Source organism: Streptomyces odonnellii, from assembly GCF_000981895.1.
In the GTDB taxonomy this organism is placed as follows: Bacteria; Actinomycetota; Actinomycetes; order Streptomycetales; family Streptomycetaceae; genus Streptomyces; species Streptomyces odonnellii.
In genome coordinates this window covers 15,708-35,337 of sequence record NZ_LATD01000226.1, presented here as the reverse complement: position 1 = coordinate 35,337, position 19,630 = coordinate 15,708, and the positions used below count along the sequence as shown (strand labels likewise).

At 64.3% G+C, this 19,630-nt stretch carries 13 protein-coding genes and 1 pseudogene; 7 read left to right on the top strand and 7 right to left on the bottom strand.

Annotated features, from left to right (window positions below):
- Positions 1 to 350: 350 nt before the first annotated feature.
- From WH07_RS39895 to WH07_RS21270, 3 genes are all read left to right on the top strand, one after another.
- Positions 351 to 809: a hypothetical protein gene (locus WH07_RS39895; protein WP_157877403.1), complete on the top strand. Its 459-nt coding sequence runs from the start codon at positions 351 to 353 to the stop codon at positions 807 to 809.
- Positions 810 to 821: 12 nt separating this feature from the next.
- Positions 822 to 1,544, top strand: coding sequence for a hypothetical protein (locus WH07_RS40435; RefSeq protein ID WP_198533849.1), 723 nt, complete (start codon positions 822 to 824; stop codon positions 1,542 to 1,544).
- Between the two features lie 305 nt (positions 1,545 to 1,849).
- Complete coding sequence (locus WH07_RS21270; RefSeq protein WP_046502344.1) at positions 1,850 to 5,533, top strand: KAP family P-loop NTPase fold protein; 3,684 nt, start codon at positions 1,850 to 1,852, stop codon at positions 5,531 to 5,533.
- Between the two features lie 288 nt (positions 5,534 to 5,821).
- Here the strand turns inward: WH07_RS21270 and WH07_RS21265 are convergent.
- The 4 genes and pseudogenes from WH07_RS21265 to WH07_RS21250 form a co-directional block, all read right to left on the bottom strand.
- A pseudogene (locus WH07_RS21265) lies at positions 5,822 to 6,986 on the bottom strand (IS3 family transposase).
- Between the two features lie 136 nt (positions 6,987 to 7,122).
- Complete coding sequence (locus WH07_RS21255; RefSeq protein ID WP_046502338.1) at positions 7,123 to 8,061, bottom strand: 4-hydroxy-3-methylbut-2-enyl diphosphate reductase; 939 nt, start codon at positions 8,059 to 8,061, stop codon at positions 7,123 to 7,125.
- A 70-nt stretch (positions 8,062 to 8,131) separates the two neighbouring features.
- Positions 8,132 to 9,310 (bottom strand): MAB_1171c family putative transporter, encoded by a 1,179-nt coding sequence (locus WH07_RS39890; protein WP_332836365.1) that lies wholly within the window; start codon positions 9,308 to 9,310, stop codon positions 8,132 to 8,134.
- Between the two features lie 606 nt (positions 9,311 to 9,916).
- Positions 9,917 to 10,396 (bottom strand): hypothetical protein, encoded by a 480-nt coding sequence (locus tag WH07_RS21250; protein ID WP_052744500.1) that lies wholly within the window; start codon positions 10,394 to 10,396, stop codon positions 9,917 to 9,919.
- Positions 10,397 to 10,863: 467 nt separating this feature from the next.
- Between WH07_RS21250 and WH07_RS21245 the strand changes: the two genes are divergently transcribed.
- The 4 genes from WH07_RS21245 to WH07_RS21230 all read left to right on the top strand — a co-directional run bounded on the left by WH07_RS21245 (position 10,864) and on the right by WH07_RS21230 (position 15,258).
- Positions 10,864 to 11,886, top strand: a complete 1,023-nt coding sequence (locus WH07_RS21245; RefSeq protein WP_063775801.1) for an AMP-binding protein — start codon at positions 10,864 to 10,866, stop codon at positions 11,884 to 11,886.
- Positions 11,887 to 11,914: 28 nt separating this feature from the next.
- Positions 11,915 to 13,306 carry a phenylacetate--CoA ligase family protein gene (locus WH07_RS21240; protein WP_046502335.1) on the top strand — a complete coding sequence of 464 codons (1,392 nt, stop codon included), beginning with the start codon at positions 11,915 to 11,917 and terminating at the stop codon, positions 13,304 to 13,306.
- Positions 13,303 to 14,325: a TauD/TfdA family dioxygenase gene (locus WH07_RS21235; RefSeq protein WP_052744499.1), complete on the top strand. Its 1,023-nt coding sequence runs from the start codon at positions 13,303 to 13,305 to the stop codon at positions 14,323 to 14,325. Before WH07_RS21240 ends, WH07_RS21235 begins: the two co-directional genes overlap by 4 nt.
- A gap of 162 nt (positions 14,326 to 14,487) precedes the next feature.
- On the top strand, positions 14,488 to 15,258 hold the full coding sequence (locus WH07_RS21230; RefSeq protein WP_046502332.1) for a response regulator transcription factor: 771 nt from the start codon (positions 14,488 to 14,490) through the stop codon (positions 15,256 to 15,258).
- Positions 15,259 to 15,329: 71 nt separating this feature from the next.
- Here WH07_RS21230 and WH07_RS21225 read toward each other — a convergent pair whose 3' ends face one another.
- From WH07_RS21225 to WH07_RS21215, 3 genes are all read right to left on the bottom strand, one after another.
- Complete coding sequence (locus WH07_RS21225; protein WP_052744498.1) at positions 15,330 to 16,406, bottom strand: methyltransferase; 1,077 nt, start codon at positions 16,404 to 16,406, stop codon at positions 15,330 to 15,332.
- Between the two features lie 241 nt (positions 16,407 to 16,647).
- Complete coding sequence (ispG, locus tag WH07_RS21220) at positions 16,648 to 17,793, bottom strand: flavodoxin-dependent (E)-4-hydroxy-3-methylbut-2-enyl-diphosphate synthase (RefSeq protein ID WP_046502329.1); 1,146 nt, start codon at positions 17,791 to 17,793, stop codon at positions 16,648 to 16,650.
- On the bottom strand, positions 17,790 to 19,607 hold the full coding sequence (locus WH07_RS21215) for a 1-deoxy-D-xylulose-5-phosphate synthase (RefSeq protein WP_408645885.1): 1,818 nt from the start codon (positions 19,605 to 19,607) through the stop codon (positions 17,790 to 17,792). Before WH07_RS21215 ends, ispG begins: the two co-directional genes overlap by 4 nt.
- Positions 19,608 to 19,630 lie beyond the last annotated feature (23 nt).

Below are 19,630 nucleotides of genomic sequence, written 5' to 3'. Positions count from 1 at the left end.
ACCCCACCCCACCGCCCCTCCCGGATCGGCTACCCTGGTGCCGGGTCACACCCCAGCCTTCGCCTTCGTGGGATGTGTGGGAAATACAGTCGCCGCAGGTCAGACCTGGTGGATTGCGACGCCCCAAAACGCGGCAGCCCCGAGTCCCAAACGCCTTTGCAGTGTTTTCGCAGGTCATGGCGCGTGTGCAGGATGCAGCGCAACACCCGGATTCGGTGCAACCTATGCACGCCGACGGGGGCAGGCGGACCACGGCGCACGGCCCGCATCTGGCACCGCCCGAGTGAACCTGTCACCCATGGGGCGGCATCCCGATTGCTACTTAAGTAGCTAGGCGGCAGCCTGACTGCATGGCAACCTCTCACGCCCTACCGGTCGCCGACCGCCGCGTTCTCCTGCTCCTCCTGAACGACCAGGATCGCCTGATGCTGTGCGGTGGATGCTGTGCCGGCTGGACGGTCCCGCAGACGCTTCTCACCGCCGACGCCGATTTCAAGGACGGGGCCGCCCACTATCTCGCCGAGAAATTTCATATCTCGAATCCGCGCTTCGGATCCGTCTATGGAGTTCACGAAACGCGGGAGTCCGATTGCTGGGAACACGACCAGCGAACCGTCTCCCGAGTTTTCATCGTGCGGATCAGCCCGGAAGAGTCGGAATCATTCCAGGATATGTCTCCGTCGCACGCCCGGTGGAAAATCAGCGAGCTGGGAACTCGCCACCGCGATATCTCACCTGAAGGCGTGACCCTTCTGGTCTCCGGATACGTGCAAGGTTGGCTTCCCGACGGCCCCATCTCGCTCTACTGACCTGGAGTCCCCATGCCTCTGCACGCGATTGAGATCATCCTGACTCGGACCGTACGCGGAGTCGAACTGAAGGCCGCGCGCCGGATCAGCGGAATTCCGATGGCATCGTCGCACGACGGAAAGAGCATTGCCGTTCTCGTATCTGCACGAGACGAGGAGCATGCCATCAAGAAGGTGTGGAGACGACTCCAGGACGCCCTCCCCATTGACGTACTGTGCACGCTCTTTCCAGGACCGGACGGGATGCTGCAGATGAGCATTCCGTTCGCGCCGGGAGTGAAGAGACGAATCCGCGCGTGGGCCCAAGAATCAGGAAAGAGCACGGAGGAGTTCCTGAGCCAGGCGATCAAATCTGCGCTGGCTCGAGATCGTTCTACGGAAGCCGAACGTCAGGGATGTGCGCTGAATTTCATGCTCCACACCTGCGCTTGGCTGGATTCGCCACTGAGCGACACGGACCGCATCCCCGTTTCAAGACTTCCGGCTTCGCTCGGGGAACTCATCCGGAGGATCTCCGATTTCGGAACACGTATCGTCTTCACCGACGTCACCGGGCCGATCGCCTCGCTGATCAGCGAGCGGGAACTGAGGGAACTCGAAGATACGGTCGCGATTGCGGTATGCGAGGAGCGGAAGGCCGACTCCTCGTCCTTTATGACACACGACGAAGCGGTCCAGGAGCGGCTGGCCGACGAGGCGGCTGGGGAGGATGGGGAGCAGGGGGGAACTGGCTGATCCCCTCGTTTCGTGCTGGTGTGCGGCGGCCGACGGTGGGCCTGGCCCGGCGCGGTCGTCGCGTTGTTGGACCGACTGGCAGCGCACACCTCTGGAGCGAGCGGACCTGCTGCCGTGGCCGCAGAGCAGCAGGTGCGCCTTCTGGGGTCGGGGGGACCATCGTGAACCCGAAAGCATCTTGTTTGTCAGTGGTGCCGTTTATGGTGTCGTTCAGGTGAAGTGACGGTGCAAACCGTGGACTTCAGGGGGACGTGGGCACAGAGCCCGAAAGCGGGGCAGCAGTGGCACAGAGGGATAGCAGCCGCTTGGAGCCGGACGACCTTGTCCGGGACCGTGAGGTGGACAGCGCCCAGGGAGATCGACTGGCTCACAGCCACATCGCTGAACAGCTCTATGACGTGGTGCTGTCTGTCCCCACACCGACCAACATCGCCGTATGGGGGCCTTGGGGCTCCGGCAAGTCAGGTGTAGCCAATCTTCTGAAGGGACTGCTTGAGAAGCAGCGGGGCGTGCGCTTCGTGCGGTTCGACGCCTTCAAGTACGCGGAGAACCCGCTGCGCAGGAACTTCATCATCGCCGCCGCGACCGCCCTGGGCATCAAGGACGCGAAGTTCCACGACGAGCTGTACGGCGGACGGGTCGCCGTGAAGCTGCAGTTCGAGGGGGGCGCCGTGTGGCGCCTGCTGAAGATGTTCGGCTGGATGTTCGGCGCTGTTGTTGCCTTCTTCGCCGTCACCATGGCTCTTTTTGCCTGGCTGCACGGAGGGGCCTTCCGGCCCACGTTCGCCAACATGCTGGCTGGAGCGCTGAAAGCGGGCATCGCACCGGCGGCCCTGTTGACGTCGCTAATGATCCTGGTTTCGCGCACGCTCACCCGCGAGCACAAGACGGAAGCAGCCGACAGCGACGAGCAGTTCGAGAAGCTCTTCGCCGACCTCGTCACGCACTCCCGCGTAGAACGGCTCGTCGTGTTCGTCGACGAGCTGGACCGCTGTAAGCCCTCCGATGTCGTCGCAACGCTGGACGCCTTGCGCACGTTTCTGGGAGTTGACGGGTGCGTCTTCGTGGTCGCCGCCGACCAGCAGGTCCTGGAAGAGGCGCTCACGCGCGCCCTGGAGCAGGCCACGCCCGCCGATGCCGTCAACCCGTACTACAGCAGCGGTAGCGGCTACCTGGACAAGGTGTTCCAGTACCAGATCAGTCTTCCTCCGTTGCTGGTGCCGAAGGTCACCAGTTTCGCCGCCGACCTGGTGCGTGGGCGGGGCGGCATATGGGCGGCGATGGACATCAATCTGGTGGTGAGCGTTCTCGTCCCTTCACACGTGCGCAGTCCCCGACGGGTGAAAGCGCTGCTGAATACGTTCGCGCTGACGTACCGGCTCGCCCAACGACGGGCCGCTGACGGACTATTGGAGACCGACCCCGTCACACGGGTCGAGGAGATAGCCAAACTGGTTTGCCTCCGGGTGGAGTTCCCGCTGTTCGCCCGAGATCTGCTGCTCGACTACCGGCTGTGCGAATACGTACTGGCACTGAACGCCAATCCCGAGGCCGATCTGGGCGTCCACGTGCGCGAACAGGTCAGCGCGACCGCACGCCGGTACGCGAACCACGACGCAGCCGTAGACCAGCATCTCAGTGACCCGGAGGACCCCGATGAAGTCGACGCCAAGGAGGAAGAGGAGAAGAAGGCGGCCGACGTCCGGAAACACCACGGCCGGCAGCTCGTGGCCTATCTCAAGAAGACACGGAACGTGTCGGGCCCGGGCCGTGACCTGATTTTCATGGAGACCAGCGGCAGCGTGTTCGGACTACCCGCCGCTGTGGCCGAGACCCTGGAACAACAGGCCCAGAACGCCGACTTGGACGCAGTGCTCTCTTCTCTGGGCGGTCTTCCTTCCGAGGAACGCCCTTCCGCGCTGGCTCTGCTGCTACAACAGGCACGGGACGCCATCGGCCTGGAGGAAGAGAACGTGGCCCACGCCGTCCTGGCCGTCTGCGGTGACCCAGCCATCTCCTTGGACGACATGGCGGACACCGCGGTCGAGACACTCGCGCCGATCCTGACGAACTCCCCTCACGCGCTACCGAACGAGGTATTGCCTGGATGCTGGCGGCTGGCATTGGCAAGTGACCGTCCGGCAGCTGTCGAGATGCGCACGATCGTCCTGCGGCACTCTTCCGTCCGAGACAGTGCCTCCGCGGCCGCCATGGTGATGCGTCGTGTGGATCCGGCCCTGGCTGCAGAGCCCGGCCTCGTGCAACAGCTGGTGTCCCTCCATCTGTTCGGTGAAGAGGAGGAGATGGCCGACATGCTCGCCGAACTTCCCTCTCCGGACGCGGCGCTGCTCATGCAGCAGGTCGGCCCCCACGTAGCCAAGGAACTACGAACGCTGATCGAGGAGCACGAAGAATGGACGAATGCGCAAGCTGAGTCGGAAGCCGACGAGTCGGACTCGGAGCCGGAGCCAGAGCCGGAGTCTCCCGGCGACGCACTGCGGAGGCTGGAGGGGCTTCTGGAGCACTGGTGCGAGGAATGCCCTGAAGCGGCGCATGCTGTCGTAGGGCTGATGCTGGCGTCAGACAGCAAACTGGGCCGAGACATCGTGGAACGGCATACGGAGAACATCCCGATCGTGCGGGACACGGCTTTGGCCCGGGCGGTGTTGTCCAGCGCCCGACGGCGTTTGATCAGCCACTGGCCGATGTGGCTGGGAATGCTGGATCCGCGATCATCCATCAACGACATGTCCGTCGAGTTCGACGCCTTGCTGAAGGAGCTGTGGGCGAGGTCCAGCAAGCTTGGCGACGGCCCGGAGCCCGAGGAGGTCGGTCACGCGGCGGGCAGCTTCATGCGGCTCTTCGACGACCAGCCCCCCGGCCAGCATCCGCATATCACGCCTTTCGTCCTGCCCTCTCTGGCCCGTCCCTCGACCGACGAGGAAGCCGAAGAGCAACTGCGGCTGCTGGAGGTCCTGCGGCCGTTGGAGAACAGCGGGCTGCTGGAACGCGCAGCCTTCGTCCGCCACCAGGCGGCGGCTTTCACCGAATTGCTCACCAACGGCGATGACCTCGTCGTTTCGCACGACAGCACGATTCTGACCTACGTGGAGTCCCTCACGATCGAGTGCCTGCGTGACCTGGGCTCTGCGGGACCGGCTCGGTTGGGCCCGGAGGAAGCCCGAGCTCTGGTGAATGCCCTTGACGAGAGTGGCTGGCTGCCCGGGACTGAGCACACTCGCCTGCGGGTTCGCGCTCGCCATCTGCTGATGGCTGGCGGCGTCGGCAGGGACGGCCTTGAGCCACTGCCAGCAGCACCGGCCATGGCCGACCATGCCCGGCGCCGTCCTGACCGCGCCGGCGAAACGTTGGCCGCGTGGATTGCTCTCGAAGAACCCTCGGCATCGGTGCTGCTCAAGGCCGTCTCGGCAGGCCTGCGGCAACAGTCACCGCTACAGGCCGACGCAACGCTGCATCAGGCAGTGGCCTCACGACTGGCCGCGCTGCCCGTGCAGGACCAGGCCAGCTTCTGGAGAGAGCTTCTGGGAGGCCCGGGCACTCGTCTGCCGGAGCAGACACTGACCTCGGCCGGATGGCCGTCGCTCCCGGACACGCTCACAGTCGAGCTACTGATCGACAGGTACGCTCGCGCGTCCAGGAATCCCGACCGCCGCGCTGTCCTCGACCTGTGGAAGACCGCGAAGCTCACGAACCCTCACCCCCGTCGCGAGCTGATCCAGACGATCCTCCTCCCGATGCTCGAGGCCAACCAGGGAGCTGCCGAACTCGCCCTCCAGTACCTTCCCCAACTCATGGAGTCCGTCCCCAAGGGAATGGGGAAGGCCGTACGTGAGGCCGTCGAAGCCAGCAGCAAGAAGTGGAGCAGCCTCGGAGAGCGCGGCATCAAGGCACTAACGGCGGTCGGATATCGCACCGAGCGCATCGGCCTGCTCAGAACGCGCCGCATCAGTCGCAGCAACGACGGCTGAAGAGTCAACGCCAGGAGGCCGGAACCGGTAGGCAGATAGGGTGCCGAACGAGGGCCCCGCGAGACCCGCCCCCTCGTCCCATGCACCACCCCCCGTTGAGCCCGACGGTATGCCCGGTAATGAAGTCCGCTTCCTCGGAGCGCAGGAAGATGCAGACGCCCGATGCTTCGGCCTGACGGGCCATGGAGGTGTCAATGGTGCCGGGCGGGAGGGTGTTGGCGGTGATGCCGTACGGGTCGAGTTCGAAGGTCGGGCCTTCCCCCGTGAAAGTGGGCACGCGGTTATTGATCACGCGGCGAGCGTGAGTTTAGCGGTGTGGTGTCGGTGTTCGTTGGGGCTGAGGTGGCCGTTGGCGGAATGCCGACGGCGGGTGTTATAGCGGGTCAGCCAGGCGAAAACGGTCCGGCGGCAGGTGCCGGCGTCGCCGTAGTCACGGGCGCCCTGGAGGGTCTCGCGTTTCAGGGACGCGTGGAAAATCTCGCAGGCCGCGTTGTCCGCGCTGGCCCCGACCGCGCCCATCGACCGGGTGACCCCGAGCTGGTCACAGAGATCGGCGAAGGCCCTCGATCCGTATTGGGCTCCGTGGTCGGAGTGGAACACGGAGCCGTCCAGGCCATCGCGGGTCGCGCCCGCCATCCGCAGTGCGTCGGTGACCAGGCTGGTGCGCATGTGGTTGGCGATGGACCAGCCGACGGCCTTGCGGCTGAAGCAGTCCAGCACGGTCGCGAGATAGAGGAACTCCCCGTTCTCCAGGGGGAGATAGGTGATGTCCCCCATGTATTTGCGCCCCGGCTCGGTGGCGGTGAAGTCCCGCTGGAACAGGTCCGGGACCGTTGAGGCTGTCGGGTCCGGGACGGTGGTGCGCAGGCGTCTGCGCAGGCGGATGCCGGTGATGGAGAACGTCCGCATGACGCGGGCGACGCGTTTCTCGTTGACCCGCAGACCCTTGTCCCGGAGTTCGGCGGTCACCCGTGGGGAGCCGTAGGCGCCTGCGGACTCGCGGTGGACCTCGCGGATCCGCTCGGCCAGGAGCCGGTCCTCGCGCTGCCGCAGCGTCCTCGCCGTCCGGCCGGCAAGCCACTTGTAGTAGCTGGACCGATTCACGTCCAGGACCTGGCAGAGCCGCTTCACCTCGTAGGTGTCCCGGTGGTCGTCAACAAACTGGAAGCGGCTCCTCACCAGTTCGTCTCTCCGGCGAAATACTTGGCCGCCTTGCGCAGGATGTCCCGCTCGGTGGCGAGCTTCCGCTCGCTCGTCTCCAGCTCGGCCACCCTCGCCTCAAGCTGCCTGATCCGCTCGTCCGGATCATCGGACGGCACGGCCACCCCCGGTTGCACGGCCGGCTTTGCGCCCGCGGCTGTGACACCACGACGTTCGCGGTCCCGCACCACCCACTCACGCAGAGGGCCACGGCATCGGCCTTGAACTCGTCCGAATAGTCCTTCATCGCCATCGGCGGTCTTCTCGCTTCCTCCGGATCAAGCAGATCCAGTATCAGCGTGTCCACCACTCAGGGGGAGGCCCCGTCATCGTTTGACCATGCAAGGACCAATCCGTCCCAGCACAGCGCCTCCCTCTGGGGCTGGCGTTCAGGATAGCTCGCGGGGGAGAGCGAACTTCTGTTGTTCGACAGCAGCAGTGATCATTTCGACGTCGTCATAGCCGCGCTCGGCTAGCCATTCCAGAACCTGGTCGACCAAGGCCTCCGGCACCGAGGCGCCCGAGGTCACGCCAACTGTGGTGACGCCCTCCAGCCAGGCCTCGTCGATCTCGTCGGCGAAGTCCACGAGGTAGGCCTCGCGGGAGCCGGCCAGCTTGGCGACCTCGACGAGCCGCACGGAGTTGGAGGAGTTTCGGGAGCCGACCACGATGACCAGCTCGGCCTCGGCACCCATCTGCTTGACCGCTAGCTGACGGTTCTGCGTGGCGTAGCAGATGTCGTCGCTGGGCGGGGAGATGAGCTGCGGGAACTTCTCCTTGAGGGCATCGACGGTCTCCATGGTCTCGTCGACGCTGAGGGTGGTCTGGGAGAGCCAGACGACCTTCGACTCGTCACGGACCTCGACCTTGGCGACGTCCGAGGGGCCGTCGACCAGCGTGATGTGGTCGGGGGCCTCTCCGGAAGTGCCGATGACCTCCTCGTGGCCCTCGTGCCCGATCAGGAGGATGTCGTAGTCCTCCTTGGCGAAGCGGACGGCTTCCTTGTGGACCTTGGTGACCAGCGGGCAGGTCGCGTCGATGGCCGTGAGATTGCCGCGCGCGGCCTCCTCGTGGACGACGGGGGCGACACCGTGGGCGGAGAACATGACGATGTTGCCCGGCGGGACCTCCTCCGTTTGTTCGACGAAGATGGCGCCCTGCTTCTCCAAGGACTGCACAACGTACTTGTTGTGGACGATCTCGTGCCGGACATAAATTGGTGCCCCATACTTTTCCAAGGCCTTCTCCACTGCGCGGATGGCCCGGACGACTCCTGCGCAGAAACCGCGTGGTGCCGCCAGCAAAACTTTCTTTCCCTCTGATTTCATCGCCCCTCCGGGTGAGATTGTCAGTTGGAATGCGGCCTTCAGATTTTACGACCTGTCGGTCGCACGGAAGTCAAACATCGGATTTCCGGCCATCCCTCTCGGCATGTGCATGCGCAGAGGTATTCAAGTACGCGTGCGCCACGTCAAGAAGGAACCGCTTCTCTTCGTCAAGATCGCAGCTACCCAGCGCTCCAAAACTAAGAGAGGTGCGCATTTCCGGATTTCGGTCCATCTTGGCCTGACGCGCCTCTTTGATTGCATGCGCGAGAACCACCGCCTGCTGCGTGACAGGCAATGAGTCACAACTCCCCGAATGACCTGCCTGAATACGTAGCACATCACTATATCCGGCATGACCTTCAAGAACCAGGATCGCGTCACGTATCTCGATCACTTTGCGGTACACGAGTAGTCCTCGCGGAGCAGCGGGACGAACCAACTCCTCGAGCCGCCCTTGCGGCGGTGACAGCACCACGTTGGGGACTACGGTCACTAAATCCTTCCACAACGGCCAAAGCCGCCATGCAACAATACCGTCCTGGGTTGACACGAGAAATGACGTGATAGGCGGCACGAGAAGAGCGGCCGCCCTGAGAAATCCATGAAGATTCATCAGGATTGGCGCTACAGCCATCCCCCAATTACTACCCGTCACAATCTCGCTGAGCAAAACGATCCAATACAGGCCTGCAAAGAGGGTGCCGCCGCCGAAAACCAGCAAGCTAACCGAGAGAGATCTATCAGCAGCTCTTCTGCCGTAATGCCAGCACACAGCGGAGCATGCGGAGTCCGCAAGCAAGTGAGAAGCAATAAGAGCCAGCCAGTATAAGATACTCGGAGTTACCTGACGATCAACGAGAAAGGAATTACTTTCGTGAGGTGGGGCAATTCCATCAAGGACCAAAAGAATGCCAGGAAAGAGAACAATCGAAGCCAACGCCAAGATGCGCAACCTATGTCGCTGCGTGACGGAGGCCACGAAATAGAGAACTGCACCGGCCGACACAACGCCGATGCAGTTTCTTGCCAGAGACACCTTGTGCCCGGAGGCGGCACCTTGGGCCAGGAAGTCCACCACAGAGGGCAAGTTGAGCGTCATGGCTGCGGCTGCCGATATGACAGCCAGCCAGAGTCCACGCTGTTCCCTGGAGCGAGCCCCTGATGGGATTCTCGCTAAAATAGCCACCCAAAGGCATACAACTGCCGGGATCGCGAGTGCATTGCCAAGACTTGCTACCTCAGTTCCCATGCCTGGGCCCTAAGCCGAAAGCCGATCCTAACCTGGTCAGAGGTTCCGAAACTTGATAGCCGCGCAATCGTCGCGCTCGTACACCTATGAGGCTAGCCAACATCTCTGCTTCCCTCTCTTGTCTCGTTGTGTAATTGGTACGTTCGAAGAAGCGACTGATGTTGTGTGGAAATAAATCTGGCAGCAGAGCCTCCATACCCTTACTGAAACCATGCCCCTTGTCCCCGCCGTGCACGCCATGACCGAAAAGGAGGTGCCCAATCTCATGAAGAATTATGTGCTCTTGATGGATGCGAGAGGTCTGCGACTCGTAGAAAATATAGTCTTCACCTTCGGTCGCGATCCAAATGCCACACACTTCGGAGAGACGTAGCCCGTCGGGCATGGGCTGGAGAAGCAGAGGCCTGTTTCGCTGTTTTTCCAGTTGCCGACAGAAGGCTTCGATACTGAAAGGGCATGGCAAGTCGATTTTATCCAGCGCTTCGACACAACTTCCCCTCAGCGAAGCATCTTCTTGTCCCATGTCTCCTTCTCCGTCTCACGATCGGGAGCCGAAGCATCACAAGCTTGCACCCGCTCGGTGGACGGTAAGACATCTTCCTGTGTTCAACTGCCCGCATCGAATGAATCAGGCCGTTGAACCTCAGGCAGGTTCTGTACCTTCCGCACCTCCTCGACGATGGCAAGGATCGCGTCCAGACTCACTGAGGACAAGCCGGCTGATCGCATTGCCAAGTCTCGCACCTTCGCGTCACGCAGCGCGGAAGCCAGAGCGAGTTGGTCCCCAATGCGCTCGGCGACTTGATCATCCAGAAAATACGCGGGCGGGACCCCGAAGAACTTGGCCAGAACGCCCAACTGCTCCAACGTCACGTTGCGCTTTTTGCCGGTTGAAAGTTCCCACAGGTAGGTGGCCGAGATACTTCTTCCCGTGGCCTCTCTGATTTCCGCCGCAAGGCGGGCGAAGCCAGGCCGTGTCCGTTCATTCGGGTAGTGGGCCTGGATCAGCTGGTTGAGGCGCTGGTCGAACTTCTCCACAAGGGAACGGCCATCGTCTTGAGGCTGCGCCTGGTCGCTGTCTCCCATGGCCCCTCTCGTCACGACCTGGTGTCTCCGTTCATGAGGGGGGCATCTGCAGGTTGCTCCCTACCGCAAGCAGTCCCCGACACCACATGCGTACAGAGCCTCCCTACTGGTTGGCAAGAGCGACCATGTCGCAGAAGGTCATTCCGGCCAACCTTCGCTCCAGCGGTTGCCACGACGCTTCAACATCCGCTGTCCTGGTTGTACGACACACGATGTGCATCGAGCACCTCCGTCAGAGTCACACCGTTTCGGCCTGTCCCCGTGAACCCAACCCACGACGCTCTGGTCCCCCACCACGTGCCGTGTGCTGTCCACAGGCCGAATCCCTGACGAAGGCGCAGGACGTGAGAGGAGCACAGAAGTTGGCCTCACCTCTTCCGACAGGACGCAGCACAGCGACCCTCGGGAGTCCGCTGGACGTTGCCTGGAACGACCCCCCAGCCGCCTCCGACCTCATCCAAGAAGCAATGGAGTGGCACTTCGGGCCGGAGACAGGCAGTCCGTTCTGGCTGGCGCGAGCCAAGACTCTCGACTTCGATCCACGCAAGGACGTCACAACCGTTGACGACCTGCGTCTCTTCCCCAACATCGTGGACGAGTTACGTGACGTCCGGGTCACCGACCTCATCCCCCGTGGGTACCCCCCGGAAGCCGGACAGCCGGTCATCGGCGAGAGCGGAGGAACAACAGGTCCTCCCAAGCGTGTGATCTGGATGCCCGAAACGCAGGCACGTGCCACCGATTGGCACGCCGCCGGCCTGGGCGAGCATGGCCCGATCCGTCCAGGGGGCTGGCTGTGCATGGGGCCGACCGACCCGCACATGGCCGGCACCTTGATCAGGGATACCGCGTCGCGCTTCAACGCTGTGTGCTTCCTACTGGACCTCGACCCCCGATGGGTGAAACGTTGCATCGCCCGCGGCGCCTTGGAGGAAGTCAAGCTCTATGTGGAGCACGTCGTGGACCAGGCGGAATGGATCCTGCGCAGCCAGGAGATCGCTGTCCTGTACAGCACCCCTCCCCTGTTGGAAGCACTGTGCGAACGCGACGGTCTCGTCGATCTGGTCAACGAACGGACACAGATCATCGGCTGGGGCGGCACCAAGATGGACACCACCACCCGCAATCGCTTCCAGCACGCAATCTTTCCCGGCTGCAAGCTGGTGGGTGGCTACGCGAGCACGATGATCATCGGCGGCATGGTCGAGCGAGCCGACGCCGAACCCAACACGCCCGCCGTCTTCGATCCTCCAGCCCCTTTCACCATCTTCTCCGTCGTCGATCCTGGGACCGGAAAGACTGTTCCCTATGGAGAGCGTGGTCAGGTGCTCCAACATCACATCAGCCGCGGCATGTTGCTGCCGAACAACCTGGAGCGCGACACGGCCGTCCGGGTTCCGCACCGCAGCAGCGAGGTGAGTGACGCCATCGCTGACGTCCACCCCGTGGAGGAGTTCTCGGGAAAGCCCGTCATCGAAGGTGTCTACTGACTCTCACCGGCACGACGGAGGACTGATCATGCGTCAGACCATTCGCTTGCTCCGTGATCTGCGGGCAGCGAAGAAAGAGAAACCGTCAGAGCTGGAGCGCCGACGAGCGCGCAGACTCGCCGCCGCGGTGACCCACGCCCGGGCGCACTCGACGTACTATCGCGAGCTCTATCGCGGACTGCCCTGGCATGTCGACGACATCACGATGTTGCCCGTCACCGACAAGAACCGGCTCATGGCCCGTTTCGACGACTGGGTCACCGATCCCGCCGTGACGCACGAAGGAGTACGCGCGTTCATCGACGACCCCTTGCTCGTCGGCACCGACTTCCTCGGGAAATACCGGGTCGGCACCACGTCCGGCAGCAGTGGTGTGCGCGGCATCTTCGTGTACGACAACGCCGCTTCCCAGGTCACCCGGGCGCTCGCGCTCCGTGCGTTCGGCACGTGGCTCACTCCCGCCGGTGCCGCCAGCGCTGCCTTGAACGGAGGGCGGATCGCCTGGGTCCTGGCTACCGGCGGACATTTCGGTTCATCGACCGTGCTTCCTCGCTCCGTGGCGCGCACGGTGGGCAAAGGAGGGCTCCTACGTGTGCTCTCCGTCTTCACGCCGATGCCGGAACTCGTGGAGCAGCTCAACCAGTTCCGTCCCAACGTGCTAATCGGTTACGCAGGCCAAGTCGCACTGCTTGCGCGCGAACAGGAAGCCGGACGGCTGCGGATCCGGCCCAAGCTCGTCGTACTGGCCGCTGAGGGACTGACAGACAGCGGTTATGAGCGCATCCGGCGGGTCTTCCAAGCCCGGATCGGCAACGGCTACGGCGCTTGCGAGTTCATGTCCACGGCTATCGGCTGCCAGGAGAACTGGCTGCACGTCAATTCCGACTGGGGGTTCTTGGAACCAGTCGATGCCGACTACCGTCCCGTGTCGCCCGGCGAACGTTCCCATACAGTCCTCGTCACCAACCTCTTCAACCGAGTCCAGCCCGTCCTCCGCTACGACCTGGGAGACTCCGTTGTCACCCGCCCGGACCCGTGTCCGTGCGGCAACCCGTTTCCCGCTGTCCGCGCCCAGGGGCGGGCAAGCGAGGCGCTGGTCTTCCAGGGCAGCGACGGCACTGACGTCGAGGTCGCTCCCATTGCCCTGGCCGGTGTGGTGGACCGGGCACCCGGGCTGGAACTGGCCCAAGTGGTGCAGACCGGCCCCGCGGCACTGAGCGTCCGGGTCCGCGCCGCCCAGCAGGCGGACCCCGAACGGGTGTGGCAGGCCATCCGCGAGGAGATCCACCGGTTCATGGGGTCGTACGACCTCATGCACGTCACGGTCAGCCAAGCCACCGATCCACCACAGCAGTCAGCCGGCGGAAAGTACAGGCTGATCATCCCCTTCGACAACACTCGGGCGGCGAACCACACATGACGGTACGACCGGAAACACGAAAGGCAGAAAGCGCACCGCCGGCAGCCCCCGACACCTACGAACTGGACCCGTCCGAGATCGAGTCCATCGCATCGCTGTTGGCCGAATTACGCCGTGCCGCCGCCGTCTGGGACGAGAACGCTCTCATCCAAGCGGCCCACATCCACGGTGGTCTGCTGCCGAAACGTCTGCTCTGCGTCCTCTCGGACTTCCGCAGGTTCGGCAATGCAGAGGGTGTGCTGACGTTGCGCAATCTGCCCGTGGCGGAGGAGCTTCCGCCTACCCCCAGTACCCCCGAGTCGGTGGCCGACAGTTGTACTCCGTCCGTAGCCGCCCTCCTCCTGGTCATGTCCCGGCTGGGCGACCCCATCGCGTACGCCGAGGAGAAACATGGGGCCCTCGTTCATGACATCTGCCCGATGCCGGGTGAGGAGGACCAGCAGCAGAACACGGGTTCCGTCTACTTCAAGCTGCATAGCGAGAATGCCTTCCTCGAGCACCGACCGGACTTCATCGGGCTGCTCTGTCTACGGGAGGACCATGACCGCTTAGCCGCCTCCATCACATCCTCCATCCGACAGGCCCTCCCGCTTCTGGCAGATGGGCAAGTCACTGTCCTACGGGAATCACGGTTCCGCACAAGACTCGCGCCCTCGTTCTGCCGCGATGGACGCGAACAGGTCTATCTCCCACCCGTACCTGTACTCAGCGGATCCGAGTGGGCCCCCAAGCTCTGTGTCGACTTCGACGACACGGCCCCGTGCGACGAAGTGGCTCGAACCGCGTTCGACGCCCTGCATGAAGCGTTGCAGAAGGTGCGGCGTGAGGTCGTGCTGCGTCCCGGCGATCTCTCGATCGTCGACAACACGACCGCAGTGCACGGACGCGGCGCCTTCACCCCCAAGTACGACGGGAAGGACCGTTGGCTGCAACGCCTGTTCGTGGTGACTTCGATCCGGTCGGCACTCGGACAGATCGAACCGGGAAGCGTCTACCGGTATTCGACCGCTGCCCAGTGACAGCCCCGGCCCTCACCGTCGCCCGCTGATCGAGCGCCCGGTGCCTTCCGCTCGCGCCGGGCGCTTCCCCACACGTGGCCCAGGGCGTTCCGCGGTCCTGCCACCCCGTCCCCTACCAGATCAGTGACTTTCACCCTGCAAAGAGAGTAGGAACCCGGCGCCGTGAAAGTGCTCGTAATCGACTCGGACGTGGCCAGCCGCCGCTGGATCCGACACATCCTGGAGGAGTCCCCAGCGTATGAAGTCGCGGGTGAGACCGGGGACACCTCCGAAGCCCTGGACATCTCGCGCCGCCTCACCCCGGACTTCGTCCTGTTGTCCGACGAAGCTGCGTCCGACGCGCCCACCCTCATCTCGGAACTGGCCAGTGTCCTGGAAGCCACAGTCATCCTTGTGGCGGTCGCGAGCGCGGGCCAGACGGTGTGGCTCGGGATCTCGGCCGGTGCTCGTGGATACCTGTTGAAGGACCGGCTGCGTGGAGAGCTGCGCACGGCTCTGGACTCCGCCCAGGCCGGGGGCACCTACGTCTCTCCTCCGCTCATCCGTAAACTCGTGCAGTTCCTCAACGAGCGGTTCAGCACCTACGACGAGGGGTTCACCACTGATGAGATCGGTGAACGTCTCCTGCCGCGGGAGTACGAGACTTTGTGCCGACTGGCAGCCGGCCAGTCCACGGACGAGATCGCCGAGAGCATGTCCGTGGCCACCGCCACTGTGCGGGCCTATGTGTCTCGTGTTCTACGCAAGTTCGGCCTACGTAGTCGTGGGGAGGCCATAGCGCTCGCCTACCGCTCGGGGATCTGCGCCCCCGGACAGACGTTCTTGTCCGGCCATCCCGTGCGGCACAGCACACGCCGCGGCGGAAGCGGGCCAACGCGCCTGGATCTGACGCCCGTACCCATGCTCAGCGGGTTCGACAGCGACACGTATTGATCGAGACATGGTGAAGCTCCTCGGCGTCGCGAATCCAGGGACCGCGCACGACGAGGAGCTTCACCACTCTGCTAGGACTGCGGCACTGGCACCGCCTCGATCAGGAACACGCGTTCCGGTCCCGGCACCTGCTGGACACTGGACAGGCGGAGATGAGCCGCGTCCAGAAGGGCCTCGTACTCGGGCTGTGTGCGCTCCTTGCCGCGCAGGCTGACCATCATGTTGAGGTCGTTGAGATAGGGGAATGGATCCGCGGGCGACACCGTTACCGCCTCGGGGATCACAGGTTCGACGATGAGCAGCCTTCCTTCGTCAGGCAGCACCTGTCGGCAGTTCCGCAAGATCGCCGTCGCCCGTTCATCGTCCCAGTCGTGGATGACGCTCTTGAAGACGTACAGGTCGCCGCCCTCGGGCAAGGCTTCGAGGAAGTTGCCTGCCCTGGCTTCGCAGCGGTCGCTCACCCCGGCGGCCATCAAGTGATCCTTGGTCTGCGCCACTCCTGAGGCACTGTCGAACACGATGCCGCGCAACCCGGGAGTCGCCTGGAGCATGGCTGAGAGCAGCGTCCCATTACCGCCTCCCACATCAACGACGGTCCGGAAGCGGGTAAGGTCGTAGGCCGCTGCGACGGCGGTGCCGACAGCCTGGGACGCATCCCCCATGGCGGCGTTGAACAGGCGGGACACCTCCGGGTGTTGCTTCATGTAGGCCCAGTAGTCCATGCCGAACTGGCTCTCGAAGACGGGCTCGCCTGTCCTGACGCTCTCCGTGAGTCCTTGCCAGGGGCGCCACATCGACTCGTGCACGAAGAGTCGAGCCATGGCGTCCATCGAACCGGAGCCCTTGCTCTGCAGAAGGGCTCCGGCCTCTGTGAGAACGAAGTCGCCGTTCTCCGTCTCCTGGGTGATGCCCAGGGCTGCCATGGTCCGCAGTAAACGGTGCAGGGAAGGCCGGTGTGCTCCCGTCTCCTCCGCCAGGTCGTCCGCGGACCGCGGACCGGACTCCAACAGGTCGGGAAGGCCTAATTCGAAGGCCGTATGAGTGATCGCGGATGTGGTGTATCCCCAGACCAGACGGAAGACGACGGACACCGGATCGCTCTGCTCGGGGCGGCTGACGGCGGCCCCGGGGACGGGAGACTCGGACAAGGGTTCCTCCTTGGTGTTGGATCAGCGGTTACGGGGAAGAACGGTCTTCGCTCCGGCACGCGATGGTCGACCGAAGGCTGATGGCGGAAAGGTATAAGGGCCCGATCACTCGGGCAGTCGCAGGCCTGCGCGAGCCGGCCGGGGACCGTTTCGACACAGAAGGGGGAGCGCAGCGGATCGTGCATGTCGTCCACCGTGCCCTCCACGTCTCGGATCGGGTGCAGTCGGTTCGCGGCAGAGCTCAGGACTCAGAAATCTCTACACCGCGTTCCTCGGCGATGCGCACCGCTTCCTCAACCAGCGCCGAGACGATCTGGGCCTCCGGCACTGTCCGCACCACTTCTCCACGCACGAAAATCTGTCCCTTGCCGTTGCCCGACGCGACTCCGAGGTCGGCCTCACGCGCCTCACCGGGCCCGTTGACCACGCATCCCATGACCGCCACACGCAGCGGCACCGGAAACCCCTCAAGGGCCGCGGTCGCCTGCTCCGCAAGGGTGTAAACGTCCACCTGGGCCCTGCCACAGGAGGGACACGACACGATCTCGAGGCTCCGCTCGCGCAGTCCGAGAGACTCAAGGATCGCGATGCCGACCTTGACCTCTTCCACCGGAGGAGCGGACAGGGACACCCGGACCGTGTCGCCAATTCCCTCGGCCAGCAGGACACCGAAGGCGACGGCCGACTTGACCGTGCCCTGGAACGCAGGGCCCGCCTCCGTCACACCCAGGTGGAGGGGGTAGTCACACTGCTCGGCCAACTGCCGATACGCCTCGATCATCACGACCGGGTCGTGATGCTTCACCGAGATCTTTAGGTCCCGAAACCCGTGCTCTTCGAACAGCGAGCACTCCCACAACGCCGATTCCACCAGCGCCTCAGGCGTCGGCCGACCGTACTTCGCCAAAAGGCGGCGATCCAGGGACCCGGCGTTCACACCGATCCGGATCGGCACATGGGCGTCCGCCGCCTCGCGGGCGATCTCACCGACCCGGTCGTCGAACCGTTTGATGTTGCCAGGGTTGACGCGCACGGCTGCGCAACCCGCCTCAATGGCGGCGAAAACGTACTTCGGCTGGAAATGGATGTCGGCAATGACGGGGATCGGGGACTTGGCCGCGATGCGAGGCAGCGCCTCGGCGTCGTCCTGGGTGGGGACCGCCACGCGTACGATCTGGCAGCCGGCCGCGTTCAGCTCCGCGATCTGCTGCAACGTCGCGTCGACATCGGCGGTCTGAGTGGTGGTCATGGACTGCACGGACACCGCCGCTCCGCCGCCGACGGGCACCGATCCCACGGTGATCCGCCGGGACTGACGTCGAGGTTCTCGCTGACCACCGTCCTCGGCGTTCCTCATCGTGGGCATACCGAGCGGAACCTGCGTCATGTCAGCGTCACCCTTCCACTCAGGGGCACCTGGCTGGTCAGGAAGTCACGCAGTTGGCCCTCAAGCGCCGTGACGCCGAGCCCCAACTCCTCCAGAAGCCGGGCCCTGGCACAGTGCCGGGGGAAGGCCAGGGGCAGACCGTAGGTCAGACAGGGGTTCTCCAGGCCCGCCCCGCGCAATGCCTGCGTGACTGCGGAACCCACGCCGCCCACACTCAGGTTGTCCTCCACAACGGCGACCACCTCATGGTCGGCTGCCAACACGCAGAGGGCTTCATCCACGGGTTTCACCCAGCGCGGATCGACGACGGTCACGGCGAAGCCATCTGCCGCGAGCCTTTCCGCCACTTCTGTACAGACCCGTGCCATGGAGCCCACCGAGATCAGGAGCAGGTCGCCTCGTTCGCGAAGGGGCATGGTGCGAGCCAGAACGTCGACCGTGTGGAAGCGGACCAACGCCGGAATGTCGGGGCCCGCGGCTCCCTTGGGGAAGCGGAGCACGGTGGGCGCGTCGCTCACGTCGAGCGCTTCCCTCAGCTGCGCGCGCACCTGGTTCGCGTCGCGTGGTGCTGCCAGTCGGAGCCCCGGCACGGCCTGGAGCAGTGAGAGGTCCCACATGCCGTTGTGGCTCGGACCGTCGTCGCCGGTGATCCCCGCACGGTCGAGGACGAACGTGACGCCGGCCCTGTGCAGAGCCACGTCCATCAGGACCTGGTCCAGCGCGCGGTTGAGGAAGGTGGCATAGATGGCCACCACCGGATGCAGACCTCCTGCCGCCAGGCCCGCAGCCGAGGTGACCGCATGCTGTTCGGCGATGCCGACATCGAAGACCCGGTCGGGAAACGCTTCGGCGAAGGGGGCGAGACCCACCGGGTGCAGCATCGCCGCGGTCAGGGCCACGACGTCGGGGCGCTCCCCTCCCAGTCTCACCAGCTCCGCACCGAACGCCTGGGTCCAGGTGACGGCCGACTCCCCCGTGCCCTTTCCCGTGACCGGGTCGAAACTGCCGATGGCGTGCAGGTGGTCTCTGGTGTCCTGTTCTGCCGGGGGGTACCCATGCCCTTTGCGGGTCCGGCAGTGCACGACGACCGGGCGGTCCGCTTCTCGCGCGGCGCTGAACGCGGCTTCCAGGGCAGTGATGTCATGGCCGTCGACAGGGCCCACATAGTTCAGGCCGAGGTTCTCGAACAGGTTGCGCGCTGATCGTCCGTCAGGGCCCGCTCCGGCGTCCGGTGCTGCCAGTGCGGACATGTGGTCCGCGATGCCGCCCACGGTCGGGGCATACGAATGCCCGTTGTCGTTCAGCACGATGACGACGGGGTTGGCGGAGCCCGCAATGTTGTTGAGCGCCTCCCAGGCCATCCCACCGGTCAGCGCTCCGTCCCCGATCACGGCGACGACCCGCCGTCCGCTCTCGCCGCGCAGCCGGTGGGCCTTGGCGAGGCCGTCGGCGTACGAGAGCGCGGTGGAGGCATGGGAGTTTTCGATGAGATCGTGCACCGACTCGGCCCGGCTCGGATAGCCCGACAGGCCACCCCTCTTGCGCAGGCCTCCGAAATCCTGACGTCCCGTCAGAAGCTTGTGAACGTAGGCCTGGTGGCCGGTGTCCCACAAGATTCTGTCGAAGGGGGAGTCGAAGACGCGATGGATGGCCAGTGTCAGTTCGACTACGCCGAGGTTGGGCCCAAGGTGACCTCCCGTCCGTGACACGGCGTCGATGAGGAAGACTCGTATCTCATCGGAGAGATGCACCAGTTCGGACAGTGCCAGCCTTCGGAGGTCTCGAGGGGACGTGATGTCCTCCAGCCTCATGATGCACTCCTGTCTTCGCTGGACGG